Origin of the sequence: Novosphingobium sp. JCM 18896 (assembly GCF_025938095.1) — a bacterium.
Classification (GTDB): Bacteria; Pseudomonadota; Alphaproteobacteria; order Sphingomonadales; family Sphingomonadaceae; genus Novosphingobium.
Map to the genome: position 1 here is coordinate 1 of NZ_JAPCZF010000011.1, position 16,383 is coordinate 16,383.

Consider the following 16,383-nt stretch of genomic DNA (forward strand, 5'->3'; position numbering starts at 1 on the left):
CCCCGCTAGTGCCAGCATCGTCACATGACATCGTCATAGCACTAACGACCTCCGCCTGATCAAAGGCGGTGAAACTCGGCTACGCGGTTCACACCCGCAAGGTGGGGCTCAGGCTCCGCTTACCGTCAGGTAACAAGCGAACATGGGGCAAGCACCTTCCCCGGGCGGTTTGATTAGGCTCTCAGGACGCGCGAGGCCTGAAGCCGCCGAACTCTCATCGCGAACCAATAAGTAAGCGGCTATGTTGGGCCATGAACTCGCTGACCGACTGGAACACCTTTGCTCGCCGATGGTGCGAGGACTGGAACGTCCACGATCTCGATCGCGTGTTGTCGCATTTTGCCGACGACGTCGTGTTTACCTCCCCAGTAGCCGGGCAGCTCATGCCCGAGACGAGCGGCCGTCTCATCGGCAAGGCCGCGCTACGAGGTTACTGGGAGGAGGGGCTGCGGCGTATCTCGGACCTTCGCTTCACGGTCGAGCGGGTCTTTGGCGGCGTGGACACGGTCGTCATCCAATATCGCAATCAGCGATCCGCCCTGGTGAGCGAAGTGCTACGGTTGCGCGACGGCAAAGTGGCCGAGGGACACGGCGCCTATGAGGTCGGCTTCGTCAATCCGGCCGGTTTGGCAGATGGTGCGGCGGCTTGAATGTTGCTGGCGGTTCGAGGTCAGCTTCGCGAAATCTTGATCGTCTCGTCCCTCTCGTCCTTCAAATACGCAACGCGCTGGAGTTAGGTCCCGGTTTTCGGGACTGGCGAATGATCTGGCCTGAATGATCGAAACAATGATCGCCGAACGTCCCGGCGTTATCGACCATATGGTTTCTATCCTGTCGGCGAAGAGACGGTCGGCGGAACTTCGATAGTCTCCTTTCCACAAGAGCACGGCGCGACAGCAGTCATCGCATGGTGTTCGGCTCGCGACTTGAGCCTCCCCATCGTCCAGTTCGCCTGCATGCGCACGGTCGGGTTAGGCGCGCACCAGATTTCGCCCGTCTCGTCCATGGCAGTGACCCAGATGAGATTGTGCTCAGGACCGTAGTCGATGACGGCGAAAGCCGAACCTCGTCCCTTGCCAATGACGAAAACAGGGATGGGCGGATCGAGTTGACTGAATGACACGTGAAATCCTTTCGGACCAATAACCGCTGAAAGCTTGGCCCGTTCCTGTCTGAATTAGCTAGGAGCGCGCTGCCGAGATCGGTGACGATGGCGAGCAGAGCGAAGGTTCCATCCGAACCCATACCCGGCAATCTGCAGCCAGATGTCTGGCGGCCAAAGGGGCTCCGACCGCGTCTCGCGCTCGAACGAGCCCCAGCAGCCCAGCCTGTGAGGCGCGTGAAATTTGTCTGGAGTCTTCAAACCTGCTCATGAGCGCAAGGTCCCAATGGCTGTTCACTGCTCGTGCGCACCGTCGACATGGCAAATGTCATAAGGCCAACAAGGAGTTCAACACCGACTGCAGGTGATCGGAGGTGAAGGGTTTCACTATGATGGGAACGTCCGGATAGCGACGTCCGATTTCCTCAGTTTCGTTCGAACTCGCGAAGGCCCAGGGGATGGCGCGACGAATTAGTTCCTCAGCGATCGGCGCGGTGGACTGTCCTTCGATCTTCACGTCCAGGATTGCAGCATCCACGTCATTCTCCACAAGTAGCGCCAGCGCCTCTGGAACGCGTGACGCCGGCCCAATGACGCGGCAGTTCATGTCGTCGAGCATGCCGACAAACAATTGACTTATCAAAGGTTGCTCTTCGAGCACGAGTATCCGCTGACCGTTGAGCATGGGAGATTCCGCAAAAGCGCATGTGGTTCGATACTGAAACGCTCGGACCGGGGAAAAGTCTCAGCGCCTGGTCGCGACCAGTTCCGTCAACATCGACGGCGGCGATTTCGAAGAGGCGTCGTGCGCGGTCGATCGCGACTGTCTGGTCTAACCAGACTTCGCCTGCCACGCCTGGGCCGAACAGACCTTTGCGGTCGCGATCCGTAGGGCAAGGCAAATCAATGCGAAGCTCGGCACTTGATACCCAACTTCGCTATCAGAGCCCTCTCGCAGGCGGAGGGCTCTGACATTGTCGACCTGTGTGCCGATCAGAATGCGAAGAGTGCACCGGCAACAACCTGGTGCCTTTGCGGATTGATACCAGTGGCGACGCCGTTCAGGCGAACGTCGCCGTAGTTCGAATATCGATACTCACCTCTGAAACGAAGCGCGCCTTCACCGAATTCGACACCGCCGCCGACGCGATACCCCTCGAGATTGTCGCTGAGCTCGAGGTTCGTGGCCGGCCCAGTATATTCCGCCGTCATTCTCGCATTCGTGTAGCCGACCTTGCCATAGATCAGCAGGCCGCGGGAGGGTCGGATGCCGGCACGCGCGCCGATGAACAGATCGCGTCCCATTTTCACCCTCGCCGTGTCGCCCGGTGTGAACACGTCATCGACGGTTTCCTTCGTGGTCGAACCCGTCACCTCACCTTCGACGCCGAACATGAATGAGCGTTCCTGGCTGGTCTGGATGCCGATCACGCCGCCGTAGACGACGCCATCGTCGCTGGCAGAGGCCCCCGGGTAGTTGATCCTGGCCCGATCCCATCCGCCGATCACGCCGGCATATGTCTCGTGCCGGTAACCCTCTTGAGCGAGCGCCGGTGTTGTCGCAACCAGGCTCAAGATAATCGCCGTGGCAAATTTGCGCATGCTTTCCTCCATTTGAACGCGATCCCAAACGACCGCCATCAAGGCTCGTTCCACAAGAGGCGCGATGAACCTGCACAAATGATCGGTCCTGTTACCTCAGCGCCACAGGCCGCCCGGATGTTGTTTGCGCGAGCGAGCCCTGCCGCGCAGAGTTTTGCGGGCGTCTTTTCTCTTGGCTCGCTTGCCAAATTGCGTGCACTGCTGGCGTGCCGGAGTTGGGCCCGCCCGCACATCGCGGTGGAGTCCGCCTCTTTCTTGACGAGCGCCTGAATTCGCCAGAGCGCTAACGGATTCCGCGGCGCCTGTTTGTCTGTATAAGGTAACATGAGCATTGGCTGGCGTCGTGCGGCTCATGTACCTCGTTCGGGCGCTTGGCGCTTTAGAAGCAAGGTGAGGCTTGCTCCCGAGGGCTCATTATTCACCTTTGCGGTCGAACCAGCGCAATTGTGGTGAAGAACATCCATTCTTCGCCAGCCGGTGATGGAGCTGACGTTCGGTTTTCACGATCAATTGACCCAATGGCGATGATCGCCCGTCAGGTCTATGCGGTGGGTAATCAATATAACTTAGGTTAATCAAAATACTGAGGGTCAGTTTGCGTTCCCTTGTTGGGAACTCGGCGCAGGGGTCCGGGGTTGGGCCATCATGGCAACAGCACCTTCTATACCGAGCCCACAGTCCTCTCAATTTCTCACCGACAGCTTTCAAAGAGGTCTCGCGCATTGGAACCGCGAGCGTCTCGCTCCGCAATTTCCGCATGAAGCCAGTGACCTGCTTTTCGAGCGTGACCTGCGCATGCGGCGGCTCGAGGCCGCCTTCCTCGAGGAACTTCGCACCGTCGTGAGCCATGAAGCGTCATCCGCGCCGCGAGATGCAAATGACTTTATCGCTTGGTTCGAGGCCTTGAAGCATACCGGTCATGGCCAGGGCGACCCTCTGTTTCCCTGGCTGGCAAAAGAAGCGAGCCGCGAGCAGCTTCGATGGTTCTTCGAGCAAGAGGCAGCGGGCGAAGCGGGTTTTGATGATCTGGTGGCCTATACGCAGATCCAAATGCCGGCTGCAGCAAAACTCGAATTTGCCCGCAACTACTGGGATGAGATGGGGCGCGGCAACCCGCGCGGCATGCATGGCCCCATGCTTGCGGACCTCGCCCGTACTCTTGACGTAACGCCGAGCATCGCATCGACCGTTTGGGAAAGCCTTGCCCTGGCAAATGCCATGACGGCCATGGCAACCAATCGCCACTATGCCTGGCATTCGGTTGGCGCGCTTGGAGTCATAGAGCTTACAGCTCCCGATCGCTCGGCGATGGTCGCGAAAGGGCTTCGTCGCATCGGTCTCACCGACAAGGAGCGGCGCTATTTCGATCTCCATGCAGTGCTCGATGTCAAGCACAGCGAGGATTGGAACGAGCACGCGCTCAAGCCGCTCGTGGCCGAAGATCCGCGCCGCGCCGTCGCAATTGCGGAGGGCGCGCTCATGCGGCTTCTTTGCGGCGCACGCTGTTTCGAGCGCTACCGCGCCCATCTCTGGAAATGAGCGTTCAGCGCGAAGGGTAAGGGAACCGTTGGACTTTGACGCCACAATCAGGAGGATGAAATGAACGATGTAGCCAAGGTAATCGAGGTCATCGGCACGTCGGACGAAAGCATCGAGGACGCTATCTCTGGGGCGATCCAACGTGCCAGCAAGACAGTGGACAACCTCCAGTGGTTCCACGTTACCGAGATTCGGGGGGCGCTCGACGGCGGCAGGATCGATCGATACCAGGTCATGCTGAAGATCGGCTTTGGCCTGACTGACGACTGATTTTCAGCGACGCGGGTCGGCACGAACGGCAACGCCCGCTAGGCCGCCAGCGTCGTGCACGGTTGCCGTACTGCAGCCTGGGTCTTATCACTGCTCGTGCAGAGATTGATTGCGCTGAAGCCGTAGATTTTCCGACTGACGGGGGCGGCATGCTCGTTGCTGGCAGGGCTGCCTCTGTCGTCCGGCTTTTTGTGCTCCTGCCAGATAGCATGGTGGCCAAGACCGCGAATGGGGTTCTTCGGGAACACTTTTCTGGAGCCTTCCTGGAGGCTCACGACATCCCGCGCCACTGGGCTAGCCAGCGCAGCAAGACGGGCAGGCCCGCGTTGACCTCGTTCACACTTAGGTCGCGATCGTCACGAATTTCGCTTCAAAGGTCGGATAGGACCTCGCCGGCGGCCCTGCGCTTTTCGAGTGCTTGAAGAAGCCGCGCCCGAAAAAACATGAGTCAGACGCGTTCGGAGCGATCCTGATTTGGTTCCTTTCACAACCGTCATAAGACCTCCTGTCCGACTGGGGCGACTTAATCAGACAGAGAAATCAGCGGGGAACAGCGTCTGGCTAGGATGCTCGCTATTCCGAGGGTGCGGTGCGGTTCGCAGTAGGTCGAAACGAGACACTGTCGATCCGCCAACGATCGCAGCCTGCGACATCGAGGTTATCGAGCGCGAAGTCCTCGGGCGGCCGGACACCAACCACTTCGGCCCGAATGTAGCGTCCGGTCTCGCGCAACAGAACCTTTTCGGCCAGGGGGAACTGCTCCTCGAGCGCGCGTGCCAGCGCCTGCGCCTCGGGAGACAGCTTCGAATTACCGAGTTCGCGCGGAATGCCGTCGACCAGTTCGGCCGTGGCAATTTTCAGCGCGTTCCACGCATCCCAGACGATCGAGCCGGAAATCGCGATGGCCGCGATCGGATCTGCCCACCAAAGACCGAAACCCAGTCCGCCGACGCCCAGCAGACCGGCAACGCCAGTCTGCCAGTTTGCCTTGTTCATCAACGCATCGGTATGGACCAGCTTGTCTCGCAGTCTCTCGGCCAGCGGCAGCTCGCGCCGGCCGATGATCAGCGGTGGTATGGTCGCATAGGCCTGGGCGGCGAGCATGAACCAGCCGAGCCAGATGTCGTGCCCAAGCATCCGCACCGAGCCCACCGTGACGTGCTCCTGCTCCCAAAGCGCGACAACCGAATCCCGCAGGAGAAAAAGACCCACGCCCCCAAGGGCGACCGCCGCCACCAGGAAGCCGAGGCTGTTGACCCGGTCATAGCCATAGTGGAAACGCGCGTCGGCCGAGCGGGCCTCGTAGCTGGTGGCGATAAGAATCACGATCGGCGGGACCAATCCCAGCGTGTCTTCCACCCAAGCCGTCTTCATCGCCTGGCTCGATCCCATGGCCAATCCCATCACGGTCACGATCGAAACCGACCAGGCGATGTTCCACCATTCCAGTCGGCGGACGGCACGGATGTCTTGTTCGATCTGCGCAGGATGGCCGATCGCTTCGGTCATGCGCCGCCTCCGGCGCGGACCTGACTTTCAAGCCGCACGATCCAGCGGTTCTCGCCGTTGCGAGCAACCGCACTGAGACCCAGCTCACGATTCCCGATTTGGCGCCGCGCCAGCGGCTCGATGACCGCGACTTCGCTCAGCCACGGACTGTCGGCGGCTACCTCGGTCATGACGAGGTCGAGTTTGTTGTCATCGAGGAGTGCGAACATAGCCTCGTTCGACTGGCCATCCTCGGCGACTACGCGGGCGTCGCAAGTCGCAGCCACGGCCTGGACGAAGCGCTCAGCCCGCGCGCGCAGCGGCGGTGCGAGCTTGCCGTAGCCGACGTGTAGCTCGTGGCTCTGCGCGATCCGCTCGCTCGTTCCTTCGATATCGCGCGGGTAGGCCGAGCAGCCCTGGAGCAGCGCGAGCGCGAAGAGCATCGATCCTGGCAGCGTTGCTTTCATTGCGGCCGAGCAACGCCTCGGCTTCGTATGCGTTCCCGTTAGATACCGTGCGGCGGCTACAATCAGTTTCGGCGCAAACGCCGATCTTCTGAGCATTAGGTGCCATCTTTCCGCGCCTGAGCGCGGTCATTGATTTGTCACGGTCGGGTTTCCTCAGCGGGAGATACACATGGGCGAGGACCTTGCGCGACGGGGACCATCGGCTGGCGAGGCTGGTTGATCCCGCATCCCCATTTTGCAGGGACCGACCTCATGCCCCGTGGCGACAAGAGTAGCTATTACAACAAGTAGAAGCGCAAGGCGCTGCATCTCTGAGCGATTGCTCACCGAGTAAACTCGCTGCGCAATTTATTGCGCGGATGGCTGAATTGTCTCGTTGTCGGCCGTCCCGCCGTGAAGACCTGGCCTAGGTCGATTTCTGCAACCGTTGGAACAGTCGGCCGTTACCAGAAGGTGCCCGTCACAGCGCGCGGCAGGGTTTCGCCAAAAATCTAGGGACAGACGACTATGACAAAGTTGACGATGACGATGGGCTTAGCCTGTCTTTCTTTGGGGCTGGCAGGATGCAACTCGGCGGCAACCAATGATCCGAACCCAGATCAGACTGGCAGCGATGCTGCCATGGAGGGCGGCGGCGTCTATCCTGTGACCGCAGGCACCGAAGCGGGTCAGGCCTCACCGGGAACTCTTACAAGTTCGACAGGGCCAAAGGGGGCGGCCGGCGCTAGCGAAGGTCAGGGCGCTGCTGGTGGGCAAGAACCGGCCACGGCCGCACGCGCCGGGGCGATGAGTTCAGCAAGCGGCTCACCAGGTTCGGAGGGCAATTCGAACGATACCCAAAGCACCAAGCCTTGATTATCATCGAGATTGGCGAGGACAGCCAAGCTGTGGCCGGACGCTTGAGGCACAGTGAGCCGATGAAGTTGAGGGAGCTGTGCGGCCCCAAAGTGGGCAAGCGGGTTGTTATGGGCTTGCAGCTTTCAGACCGCCCGGAGATGGCTGATCAGTGCTGGCTGGAACAATACCATGTTCAGCCTGCGCAACCTTCGGCTCATGCCGCCAGCGCTAGCCTGTTTCGTCCCTGATGTTTGGCCTGATAAAGCGCAGCATCGGCTTCAGCGACGAGCTGCCATAGATCGCTCTCGTCGCGCCATGAGGCAATGCCGCCACTGACAGTGACGCGCACGCAGCGCCCGTCCTCTGCCCGAAGGGACTTGCTCGCAAAGTCCTCGCGCAGGCGCTCGCAGATTTCCCGGGCTTCGGCAGAATTTGTGTCATCGAGAACGACGATGAATTCCTCGCCGCCCAGGCGAGCCACTATGTCGCTCTTCCGAAAGGCATTGCTAAGGTGCTCGGCGAAGCTCCTGAGCACCAGATCGCCCGTATCGTGGCCATAGGTGTCGTTCACCGCCTTGAAGTGATCGAGGTCGAATAGCGCAATGGAGAAGGGCGATCGGGCGGCGCTCCGCTCTTCAAGCGCGAGGTCGAGCGCACGGCGATTTAGCAAACCGGTGAGCGGATCCGTCTGCGCTTCCTTAACAAGGCGGCTCTCAGCTCGTTTGCGCGAGGTTATGTCATGGCTGATGTTGATGACGCCGGTCGATGCGCCGTTTTCGCCCAGCGTTGCTCGGGTATGGACTTCGTACCAGGCCCAATCGCCGTTCGCGCGCTGCGCGCGGTATTCAACGATCAGGGTGTCATTCGGATTGGTCAGCGCCCGACGATGAATTCGAATAACCTCCTCGATATCCTCGTTGTGGATAAAATCGTGCGGCCTTCGGCCCATGAGGTCTTCCGGTTCATAGCCAGCGATCGCACGCACCGATGGAGAAACGAACTGGATCAAACCATCGATGGCCAGGTGCATGATGACGTCGCCGGAACGATCCAGCACGAGCCGTGCGACCGTCGAGGTGCTTTGCAGCTCGGCGAAGGATGTCTTGCGCTGTTTCAGCTCTGCGGCCGTGGGCAGTGCCGTCAGCACGACGCAGGCAAGGTAGGCTTGGAGGAATTGAGCTTTTACACCCCGGTCCGCCTCCATCGCGTCGATCGGGCCATAGCCGCCCATCGTGCACGCAATGGCGATCACGGCGATCAAGGCCGTTCCGAGGGCTGCCCCGAGCCGGCCGATCCGGAAGACCGCTATAACGGTGGGCAGCGAGGGCAGGAATAGAAGTGGTACTGTGCTTTGTAGAAATGCTGCCAGTGTCGCGACAATGATGGCGGCGAAACAGGTGCTCGCCCCCAACCATTCGCGTCGATCGGCGGCAGAGGCCCAAGCCCCCAAACTTCCGCTCGAGATCAGCATGAACAGCGGCGTGAAGGCTATGGCACCCAGGGCGTGTCCGGTGAAGAAATCGCGCCAGTTTCCCAAAAAAACGATCCGTCCATCAGCCAGTGGATGACCATGCCTGCGGACAAACCGCAAACCGCCGGCATGACCACTCCCGCCACCCCGATGAAGATCGCGATCTCGCGCAGCGATTCAAAGCGAGATTGCCCTGGATGAAGTCGGCGGAGAAGGGCTGCGGCCCCCACAGCTTCAACGACGTTGATCAAGGCAAAAGGAACGGCGGCCTTGAAGCCCAGACCGAACATCGTTGTCGCGGCGGCGCCGAGGACAGCGCAGACGAGCGCGGCCTTGGGCCAGTATGAGCGTGGCCGGTTCACGAGATGCGCGACAAGGACCGCCGTCGCGACCCAGACGAGCGCCACGCCGCCATGGTACAGGCTGAAATTGATCGTGATCGCCGCGACCGCAAAATAGGTCACGCCAAGGCCGATCAGACCCACTCTATCTTCCTGAAATTGTGTCAACCCGATCCACCACCCGTGGGGCAGTGCTAAGTCAGACGTGGTAAACTTCGCTCTGAGATTGATGGTGAAGGGCCGTTAACCAGGCACGGCTCATCGCATCCCGCGTCGCGTGTGCACGCTGCCTTAACCTGCCGACCTTATTGGCGCGTGCTTCCAACGATGCATATCTTCAGGCGGGAGGAAGTAGTCATGAGCACCATCGGTTCAGTCCGCCCCGCCGCGGTCATAGGCCCTTTAGGAGAATTGCTCACGCTCGACACTCTGCCCGATCCAGCGACGACCCGTTGGGTCGTTCGCCGCAAGGCGGAAGTCGTGGCAGCCGTGAATGGGGGCCTGCTTAGCACCGACGAGGCCTGCGAGCGATATGCGCTCACGCTGGAAGAGCTCGTCGCCTGGCAAAGGGCAATAGATCGTGCCGGCTTTCAGGGGCTAAGGACAACTCGCAGCCAGCACTACCGTGAGGCCCACGAGCGGCGTGAGCGGTACTGACTGCGATGCGCCTCGTAACGGCCGCGCGGCCGCTCGGCAAAAACGCCCTTCAATGCGCTCGCGCGTTCCTGGATGGCGAACTGAGCTGGCAAGCTCCGGCCTCCCGCCCACAATGGCGCATTCCCCGGCGGTAAGTTCGAAGCATTCCGACTGGCAAATTCTTTCACATGACTGGCGAACTGGGGACGACCACGCTGATCACACGGTGGGCGCTTTCGATCACGGCGGGTGTCTTCGTTACGACTTCCCCATCTATGGAAATATTGAGACACGGCCTTGTGTCCAGAACGATTCTGCTGCCGCGAAACTCGTGCACCGCTTCGGCGCGGCGAGACAGCTTGAAAAAGCGAAGCAACCAGTCCCAGCCGAGGCGCCAGACGCTGCGACCGGTCACCGCCTGAACGACAATCTTTCCATCATCGAGCGCCTCGTCTTCGAGCATCTCCACGCCGCCATGGAACCGGCCGTTGAACACCCGCACTTCGGTGGCCCAGAAAGATCGTTGCTCGTCTCCCTCGCCCACATGCAGCCGGAAAGGGCGAAAATGTGTGAGGCACCAAATTCCCCATACCAGATAAGCGAGGCGCCCGAGATAGCGCTTGAGCTTGCGCGGCACCGTATTGCCGATCAGCGGGGAGAGACCCAGCGCCGCTGCATTCGCAAAGTAGTCACCGTTGATCACGCCGAGGTCGAGACGCCGGCATTTTCCGCTTGCGATGGTATGGACGGCACCGTCGAGGTCGAGAGGAATTCCCAGGGTGCGCGCGAAGCTGTTGGCCGTACCGAGAGGAAGCAGCGCGAACACGCTCTGCCTGCCGACGAACTCGTCGATGGTGCTGGAAAGCGAGCCGTCGCCGCCGCCAACGATGACCATGGGCGCGCCATCGACGATTGCGCGCCGAACGGTGGGAATGAGGTCGTCGGGATCGTCGACGGCACACGCCTGCGTCAATGTGATACCCGCGGCGACAATCTTGTCGTGGGCCAGTTTGAACAACTTCTCACCCCTTCGGGAATGAGCGTTGACGACAAGGACGGCTTCGCGGGGCGCGGCCGGCTCTTCCAAATAGCGGCCATGGTCATGGCTAATGTGGAGGACATCATCCTTACCGGATGGTGTTATTTCTCGATCGATCGACATCGCCGGCGTCTTGTCCTGCCAATTCGATTCAGGGTGTGCCCGCCATTTGGGCGAAGATCCACCCGCGGTGTTGCCGGCGAAAGCAGCAAAAAGGGCGGCCGAAGCCGCCCTTCCGTCCACTCGCTGGGTGAATTAGTGGGCCTTATCGGCTTTGTCTTCCATCGCGTCTGCCTTAGCCTCGCCAGACGCGCGAACCGCTGCGGCCTTGTCCTCCTGCGCGTTCTCGGCCGCAGAATCCTTTCCATCGGTCACGGGGTCCTTGTTGTCCGCAGTCGCTTCCATCGCGTCTGCGGTCGCTTCGGCTGACGCGCGTACTGCTTCAGCCTGATCTTCCGCGGCATTTTCCTTCTTGCTGTCGCAAGCTGCGAGGCCGAGGCTGAGAGCAGCGATAGAGGCTGCAAATACAATTTTCCGGAAGCTCATGTCGTTCCCCTTCAAAAACGGTCCCGGTGCAAGTTGAGAGCACCATGGGACTTGTGCCAGGCGGCCTGATCACGAGATAACCGAAGGCGTCAGCCTTTGTTCCGTCCTTCGGCAAGGTGAGGGGCGCTTCCGCGCGGCCATCGTGCTGCCGATCAGCCGGAAGTTTTGCTGGTTTCTTGCCGTGCCGCACGAGCAACCACGCGGCGATCCTCTCGCTCGAAGATCGATCTCGCCCAAGATTCCGAAATCCCGAATTCACGGCCGATGTCTTCAAAAGATCGTGCGGTCGATTTTCTCAGATGCCAGATCTGGCGATTTCGTTGCGCATGTTCGGGTAGCTTTCTGGCAATGCCTGCCCAACGAGGTTTGCCGGCTTGTAGTTGCTCATCTCGTCGGTTTCGGGCCTCTGGTGGGGATGCCAGCATTCGTATGGTTCCGGCCGATCGAAAGTTGGGGCAAGACCTGCGAACCGGAATGCCTGGCTGATGTCAGCAAAGAGTGGCTCCCGTGTCCCAGCGAGCTTTCGACGAGGTGGGCAAGGTGATCGCCGCCTCGGTGGCGACGGCGATCGAGACGATCGATACGAGGTTGAAATCCTTCAGTATAGGCGGGTTTCAATCAGTCCACGGCGCCATCCTCATGACCTGCGAGGCGCTGCCCAATCGAAGCAAGGAGCTGTCGGCGCAGGCTTCGGCTGTCGAAATGCTCCTCGATGCGCAGGTATCCTTCTCGTTTCAGCTGCGACTTTATCTCCGTCACGCTGACGCAGCTTCCCTACCGCGCGATTTCAAAGGCTCGCTCGACGGGATTCTCGAAATTCATGTCTCGTCCAGGGCAGCATTCAGCATGGCGCGCCAGATTCCCTGGCAGGCGGATAGCTTAAGGCGTTGGGCTTCTCGCTCGGCGGACGACAGGCCGGCCTCCAACATGGAGATCGTTGCCTCTCGATGTGCGGTGAGAACCGCCCGAACGAGCTGCTCCGCCAGCTCCGCCGAGATTTCGACACCAGACAAAGCCAGAATGTTGCGCACGAGCTCCTGGGAGCGTGAAAATGGTGTCATCCAACTACCTAAAATGAGCTCAGCGACGAGCCCCGGGGTTGGGCCTCCCGAATTCCGCCCTTCTTTATAAGCGGAACGAGGCATTAACAAGGGGGCGGCGTTTCATCCGGGCCAGGATCGGGCTTGTCCTGATCCGGTGCAACCGGGGGCGCCTCGACTGGCGAAACGGGCTCGAAGCCAGGCTCTACGGCCGGGTGAGCCGGCGTTTCGGGAGGCGATTGTGGTTCAATCGTGTCGGGCTTGAATCCGGGTTGGGTGGCCATTGTCTCCTTCCTCCTGCATTTCGCAATTCCCCCCCGCGAGGTGGATTTCGGCCAGGAATTCAGCGATTTCTCATCGGAGATTTCCCGTCGAGGAATTGATCATGTTGAGCGTGATTTTTCACCGACGCACGAACTTATGTTAAGGTGGCGCTGTCAGCACCGTGCAACGCTTCCGGTAACAGTTGGGTTGAAGCGTGCAGGCGATGGGCTGTTGGTTTGGTGGCTCACGGCGGCGACTTTATCGTGGACATGCCTTCCCGCATGGCTCGGTCGGCCCCGAGGTCGGACAATCCTCCGACGGCGTCAGGACCTTTTCAACCTCATTGAAGTACGGGTGGCGCGCGGATTTCCTAAGTCTCAGCCTGCGTCATTACTAGGATCTTGAAACGCCCCAACGGTCGTCACGGTGCCTCGGCAGCCCGAGCGTTCGCATAGGACATGCAGCAGGAAAGTCGGATGCCTGCGACAATGGCCCGTTCGTGAATTCGCGCCACAGCTCGAAGAAGTCGCTCAATTCGCTATCCGCTTGCTCTGGCACTTTACTGTGTTCGCGGTGCACTGTCATTCCTTTGAGATATGTTTTTCACCGTCAACCGAAATGCGAAGGGGCGGTTCCACGCTCGCGCGATTGTGGGCGCTCAGCTAACGCCCGACCTTGACCAGCAGGTGGACCGCCTACGAGCATGTCGAGCTTGCGAGTGTAACTATCGGGGAAGACACCAGTTCGAGCGGCAGGGGCGGCATGCCAGGCTCTGCATCCACTAACTCCTCGTATGCCCCCATTCAGTCGGTTGGCCTCGACCGCTCATCGGTTGTCTGCACGTGAATTTCCTCGCACGTGCGGGAACTCCAGCACCGAATCCGACGTTGGATTGTAGTTCGCCAGGACGGGGAAGCTCGCGTGGATGGACACAGGAGCCCCGAGCCATCACCCGGGGCTCCTTTCATTATGGTGGGGACCGGACTTGAGGCTCGGCAAACACTGTGCTGGGTCAGAAAGCTCCGACCAGACTAAATTCTTTCCCGGGATTCCTGTGCCAGCATCGCATATCGCGGGCGGATAAGCGGCACGGCGACTTTGAAAGTCACGCAAAGGCGCGGGCGAGGTCGATCAGGATGCCTCTGACCGCAGAGGAAGGTCTGCCGCTCCCGACGCCGCGTTTCAGAACAGAGCCGCCGCCGCCGACGGAGGCATGGATCTGCACTTCATTTTCATGCCTGAAGCGATCGCCGAGAGGCGTCAAACCCAGCTCGCCGCTATCGCGCTCGCTCCAGTCGTAGCCAAACGCAAGAGCGATGCCGCCGACCTCTCTTCCTCGCTGATCAGTAGCGGGTGCGATGCGACTGGGCGGGCTGAACGCTCTCGTCTGACCGAGCTTGCCGCCAAGCGGAGACGAAGAAACCGAACCCGAAAATGCCTAGGAGCCTGCTATCCCCTCAGGCATGCGCTAAGTGCGAGCTTGGTCAGGACTGAACACGGTCGCGCTCCGACAGGACCCGCGTGGGCAATTTAGAAGACTTGTTTGATCAGGTGGAACCAATCCGCTGCGAGCAGCGTAGTGGATTCGTTGACCGCGACCCACTCCACGCTCACCCGCTCGCGCGGTCTCTCCCGATAGACTTGCCCCCGCTTTGGCGGGGGCTTCTTTTTGACACCGCATCCACAATCTCGGCGGTGGAGGCTTTTGTTCGCACGGTTAACCTAGGTTGGAGACGCCCTGGCGATCCGCCCTATGGTTCACCCCCTCAACAGAGACTGACGGGAGGCGCTCGAAGTCATGTTCGAGCGCCTTTCCTGGGTCAGCAACACCATGACGGGCCTCAGCGCCTATCACGGCGGCGATGCTGATCCAGTCCTTCTACACCTCGATCTCGGGCCTGTTCAAAGCCGAGCTGTTCCCGATCGAGGTGCGCGCACTCGGCGTCGGCTTTTCCTATGCCGTGGCCAATGCGGTGTTCGGCGGCTCGGCCGAATATGTCGCGCTCGCCTTCAAGGCGGCGGGCAGCGAGAGCCTGTTCTACTGGTATGCGGCAGGCATGAGCGCGCTGGCGCTGGTCACCGCGGTGACCATGCGCGATTCGCGCCAGCATGGAACGCTGGGCGACGCAGACTAGGCAACGACGCGGATTAGGCCGCGTCGAGATCCTCGGCCGAAATTGGCCGCGACCAGTGCCCCGCGTTCGACCAGATAGTTGCGCACGGTCTGCAACTGCACTTCGTAGCGCGCCGCGATCAGGCTGATGTCGGTACCGCCGCGAAACGCCGCCAGCACGTCGGGGCCCACGGCGTCGAGCTTGCGCTTGCGCGGCTCCTGACGCAGCGGCACGTCGTGGCTGATCAGGAAACGACGGATCGTTCCCCAGCCACAATCGAAATGCTCGGCCAGATCGGCGAATGATTCGCCCTCGGCATACCTCTGCTTGATCACACCCGCATGCGGCTGCAGCCTGCGCAGCACAAAGCCCTTCATCCCACGCCTCCATGGCGAAATTCGCACAGTCAGGCGATCGGCCCCCCGCTCACCTGCGGCGCGCCCTTACCAAAAACGCAGCAGTCGAGCGAAGCAGCATATGTATTAATACGTGAAGTTTACCTAGCACGTCGCCGTACGGCCGAGCCGAAAGGCAGGTCGCCGAGCACATTTCCCGCGGTTCCTTGAAGACGCGGCCACGAATGGCTCGTGCAATGACGTTCGCCTGGGTGACGATGAAAACCGCATGCCTGGCCAAGCCCCATCGGCCGTTGACCGGGGCCTGAAAGCCGTCGGCGCACCTGCTACTTGCCCGTCGTTTTGCCCCTCGAGGCGCTTGTCGAAGTGATCGCTGCTCGCTTCCGCAGTTTTCTGAAATTCAAGCCAATAGTGGCCAAGTGGATCGGGCAATATAGGCATTTGTTCTGAATTTCTGAACAGTCGCTTAGATTTATCTGACTGTTTAGCCAAGTGGCCTCGCCCTAAACCTCGTCCCAAGACGAGCGCATCGGGCTTCGCAAGATCAGGAAGGAGTTCACACGATGCCCATCACCGCTACCCCGACCCCCGCCAAGGGCCTGCTTTCGCCGACGAACCACGCGCTCGTCCTCATCGACTTCCAGCCGCAGATGGCCTTCGCCACGAGGTCGATCGCGCCCGAACTGCTGCGCAACAATGCCGCGCTCGTGTCGAACGCTGCCGCCGGTTTCGCGGTCCCGACGATCCCCGCCACGGTCGCCGAGAAGAGCTTCTCGGGTCCGATGTTCGCCGAGATCACCGATGCCTTTCCGGGCCAGCCGCTGCTCGATCGTACCTCGATGAACCCCTGGGAAGACACCGCGGTGATCGAGGAAGTGAACCGCATCGGCCAGGACCGACTGGTCTTCGCCGGCCTGTGGACCTCGGTCTGCATGGTCGGTCCCGTACTCTCGGCGATCGAACAGGGCTTCGAGGTCTACGTCATCACCGACGCCAGCGGCGACATCTCCGAGGAAGCCCACGAGCGGGCGGTCGAGCGGATGATCCAGGCGGGCGCCCGGCCGATCACCTCGCTCCAGTACCTGCTCGAACTGCAGCGCGACTGGGCGCGCGGCGAGACCTACGGCCTGACCACCGGCATCGATGCCAAGTGGGGCGGAGCCTATGGTCTGGGTATCACGTGCGCAAAGATGATGTTCGGGGCTTCCGAGGGCGGTCATCCTCGTCCTAACGGAGGGAACGATCTTCTGCCGCCTTGATTTCAAGGGGGC

Annotated in this window: 17 protein-coding genes and 1 pseudogene; 7 read left to right on the plus strand and 11 right to left on the minus strand. The window is 60.7% G+C overall.

Going from position 1 to position 16,383, the window contains the following annotated elements:
* Window positions 1-251 precede the first annotated feature (251 nt).
* On the plus strand, window positions 252-650 hold the full coding sequence (locus OLX23_RS23855) for a nuclear transport factor 2 family protein (RefSeq protein ID WP_264447808.1): 399 nt from the start codon (window positions 252-254) through the stop codon (window positions 648-650).
* 176 nt (window positions 651-826) lie between these two features.
* Here OLX23_RS23855 and OLX23_RS23860 read toward each other — a convergent pair whose 3' ends face one another.
* From OLX23_RS23860 to OLX23_RS23870, 3 genes are all read right to left on the minus strand, one after another.
* On the minus strand, window positions 827-1,123 hold the full coding sequence (locus OLX23_RS23860) for a hypothetical protein (protein ID WP_264447810.1): 297 nt from the start codon (window positions 1,121-1,123) through the stop codon (window positions 827-829).
* 307 nt (window positions 1,124-1,430) lie between these two features.
* On the minus strand, window positions 1,431-1,787 hold the full coding sequence (locus tag OLX23_RS23865) for a response regulator (RefSeq protein WP_264447811.1): 357 nt from the start codon (window positions 1,785-1,787) through the stop codon (window positions 1,431-1,433).
* 308 nt (window positions 1,788-2,095) lie between these two features.
* Window positions 2,096-2,743 (minus strand): outer membrane protein, encoded by a 648-nt coding sequence (locus tag OLX23_RS23870; RefSeq protein ID WP_264447813.1) that lies wholly within the window; start codon window positions 2,741-2,743, stop codon window positions 2,096-2,098.
* 606 nt (window positions 2,744-3,349) lie between these two features.
* Between OLX23_RS23870 and OLX23_RS23875 the strand changes: the two genes are divergently transcribed.
* Window positions 3,350-4,243 carry an iron-containing redox enzyme family protein gene (locus OLX23_RS23875; RefSeq protein ID WP_264447815.1) on the plus strand — a complete coding sequence of 298 codons (894 nt, stop codon included), beginning with the start codon at window positions 3,350-3,352 and terminating at the stop codon, window positions 4,241-4,243.
* Window positions 4,244-4,303: 60 nt separating this feature from the next.
* Window positions 4,304-4,513 (plus strand): dodecin, encoded by a 210-nt coding sequence (locus OLX23_RS23880; protein ID WP_264447817.1) that lies wholly within the window; start codon window positions 4,304-4,306, stop codon window positions 4,511-4,513.
* Between the two features lie 573 nt (window positions 4,514-5,086).
* Here the strand turns inward: OLX23_RS23880 and OLX23_RS23885 are convergent.
* The 4 genes and pseudogenes from OLX23_RS23885 to OLX23_RS25890 all read right to left on the minus strand — a co-directional run.
* Complete coding sequence (locus tag OLX23_RS23885; protein ID WP_264447819.1) at window positions 5,087-6,022, minus strand: cation transporter; 936 nt, start codon at window positions 6,020-6,022, stop codon at window positions 5,087-5,089.
* Window positions 6,019-6,444, minus strand: coding sequence for a hypothetical protein (locus OLX23_RS23890; RefSeq protein WP_264447821.1), 426 nt, complete (start codon window positions 6,442-6,444; stop codon window positions 6,019-6,021). Before OLX23_RS23890 ends, OLX23_RS23885 begins: the two co-directional genes overlap by 4 nt.
* A gap of 1,075 nt (window positions 6,445-7,519) precedes the next feature.
* On the minus strand, window positions 7,520-8,509 hold the full coding sequence (locus tag OLX23_RS23895; protein WP_413629936.1) for a diguanylate cyclase: 990 nt from the start codon (window positions 8,507-8,509) through the stop codon (window positions 7,520-7,522).
* Window positions 8,492-9,261: pseudogene (locus tag OLX23_RS25890) on the minus strand (MASE1 domain-containing protein); the annotation flags it as partial. The pseudogene OLX23_RS25890 and the gene OLX23_RS23895, both read right to left, overlap by 18 nt.
* A gap of 213 nt (window positions 9,262-9,474) precedes the next feature.
* Here OLX23_RS25890 and OLX23_RS23905 point away from each other — a divergent pair.
* On the plus strand, window positions 9,475-9,774 hold the full coding sequence (locus tag OLX23_RS23905; protein ID WP_264447827.1) for a DUF1153 domain-containing protein: 300 nt from the start codon (window positions 9,475-9,477) through the stop codon (window positions 9,772-9,774).
* Window positions 9,775-9,937: 163 nt separating this feature from the next.
* Here OLX23_RS23905 and OLX23_RS23910 read toward each other — a convergent pair whose 3' ends face one another.
* The 3 genes from OLX23_RS23910 to OLX23_RS23920 all read right to left on the minus strand — a co-directional run bounded on the left by OLX23_RS23910 (window position 9,938) and on the right by OLX23_RS23920 (window position 11,763).
* Complete coding sequence (locus tag OLX23_RS23910) at window positions 9,938-10,840, minus strand: diacylglycerol/lipid kinase family protein (protein ID WP_413629937.1); 903 nt, start codon at window positions 10,838-10,840, stop codon at window positions 9,938-9,940.
* 207 nt (window positions 10,841-11,047) lie between these two features.
* Window positions 11,048-11,338, minus strand: coding sequence for a hypothetical protein (locus OLX23_RS23915; RefSeq protein ID WP_264447831.1), 291 nt, complete (start codon window positions 11,336-11,338; stop codon window positions 11,048-11,050).
* A gap of 152 nt (window positions 11,339-11,490) precedes the next feature.
* Complete coding sequence (locus tag OLX23_RS23920) at window positions 11,491-11,763, minus strand: hypothetical protein (RefSeq protein WP_264447833.1); 273 nt, start codon at window positions 11,761-11,763, stop codon at window positions 11,491-11,493.
* 82 nt (window positions 11,764-11,845) lie between these two features.
* Between OLX23_RS23920 and OLX23_RS23925 the strand changes: the two genes are divergently transcribed.
* Both OLX23_RS23925 and OLX23_RS23935 read left to right on the plus strand, forming a co-directional pair.
* Window positions 11,846-12,469 carry a hypothetical protein gene (locus OLX23_RS23925; protein WP_264447835.1) on the plus strand — a complete coding sequence of 208 codons (624 nt, stop codon included), beginning with the start codon at window positions 11,846-11,848 and terminating at the stop codon, window positions 12,467-12,469.
* Window positions 12,470-14,504: 2,035 nt separating this feature from the next.
* Window positions 14,505-14,777, plus strand: a complete 273-nt coding sequence (locus OLX23_RS23935) for a hypothetical protein (RefSeq protein ID WP_319641348.1) — start codon at window positions 14,505-14,507, stop codon at window positions 14,775-14,777.
* On the opposite strand, the gene OLX23_RS23940 is transcribed toward OLX23_RS23935, so the two are convergent.
* On the minus strand, window positions 14,774-15,133 hold the full coding sequence (locus OLX23_RS23940) for a hypothetical protein (RefSeq protein WP_264447839.1): 360 nt from the start codon (window positions 15,131-15,133) through the stop codon (window positions 14,774-14,776). The genes OLX23_RS23935 and OLX23_RS23940 overlap by 4 nt on opposite strands.
* A gap of 542 nt (window positions 15,134-15,675) precedes the next feature.
* On the opposite strand from OLX23_RS23940, the gene OLX23_RS23945 reads away from it, so the two are divergent.
* Window positions 15,676-16,371 carry a hydrolase gene (locus OLX23_RS23945; protein WP_264447840.1) on the plus strand — a complete coding sequence of 232 codons (696 nt, stop codon included), beginning with the start codon at window positions 15,676-15,678 and terminating at the stop codon, window positions 16,369-16,371.
* Window positions 16,372-16,383 lie beyond the last annotated feature (12 nt).

Bases quoted from the DNA above. Each gene is read 5' to 3' on its own strand.
- OLX23_RS23855 (WP_264447808.1), top strand. From the start codon at position 252: ATGAACTCGCTGACCGACTGGAACACCTTTGCTCGCCGATGGTGCGAG.
- OLX23_RS23865 (WP_264447811.1), bottom strand. From the start codon at position 1,787: ATGCTCAACGGTCAGCGGATACTCGTGCTCGAAGAGCAACCTTTGATA.
- OLX23_RS23870 (WP_264447813.1), bottom strand. From the start codon at position 2,743: ATGGCGGTCGTTTGGGATCGCGTTCAAATGGAGGAAAGCATGCGCAAA.
- OLX23_RS23875 (WP_264447815.1), top strand. From the start codon at position 3,350: ATGGCAACAGCACCTTCTATACCGAGCCCACAGTCCTCTCAATTTCTC.
- OLX23_RS23880 (WP_264447817.1), top strand. From the start codon at position 4,304: ATGAACGATGTAGCCAAGGTAATCGAGGTCATCGGCACGTCGGACGAA.
- OLX23_RS23885 (WP_264447819.1), bottom strand. From the start codon at position 6,022: ATGACCGAAGCGATCGGCCATCCTGCGCAGATCGAACAAGACATCCGT.
- OLX23_RS23890 (WP_264447821.1), bottom strand. From the start codon at position 6,444: ATGCTCTTCGCGCTCGCGCTGCTCCAGGGCTGCTCGGCCTACCCGCGC.
- OLX23_RS23895 (WP_413629936.1), bottom strand. From the start codon at position 8,509: ATGGAGGCGGACCGGGGTGTAAAAGCTCAATTCCTCCAAGCCTACCTT.
- OLX23_RS23905 (WP_264447827.1), top strand. From the start codon at position 9,475: ATGAGCACCATCGGTTCAGTCCGCCCCGCCGCGGTCATAGGCCCTTTA.
- OLX23_RS23915 (WP_264447831.1), bottom strand. From the start codon at position 11,338: ATGAGCTTCCGGAAAATTGTATTTGCAGCCTCTATCGCTGCTCTCAGC.
- OLX23_RS23920 (WP_264447833.1), bottom strand. From the start codon at position 11,763: ATGCTGGCATCCCCACCAGAGGCCCGAAACCGACGAGATGAGCAACTA.
- OLX23_RS23935 (WP_319641348.1), top strand. From the start codon at position 14,505: ATGCTGATCCAGTCCTTCTACACCTCGATCTCGGGCCTGTTCAAAGCC.
- OLX23_RS23940 (WP_264447839.1), bottom strand. From the start codon at position 15,133: ATGAAGGGCTTTGTGCTGCGCAGGCTGCAGCCGCATGCGGGTGTGATC.
- OLX23_RS23945 (WP_264447840.1), top strand. From the start codon at position 15,676: ATGCCCATCACCGCTACCCCGACCCCCGCCAAGGGCCTGCTTTCGCCG.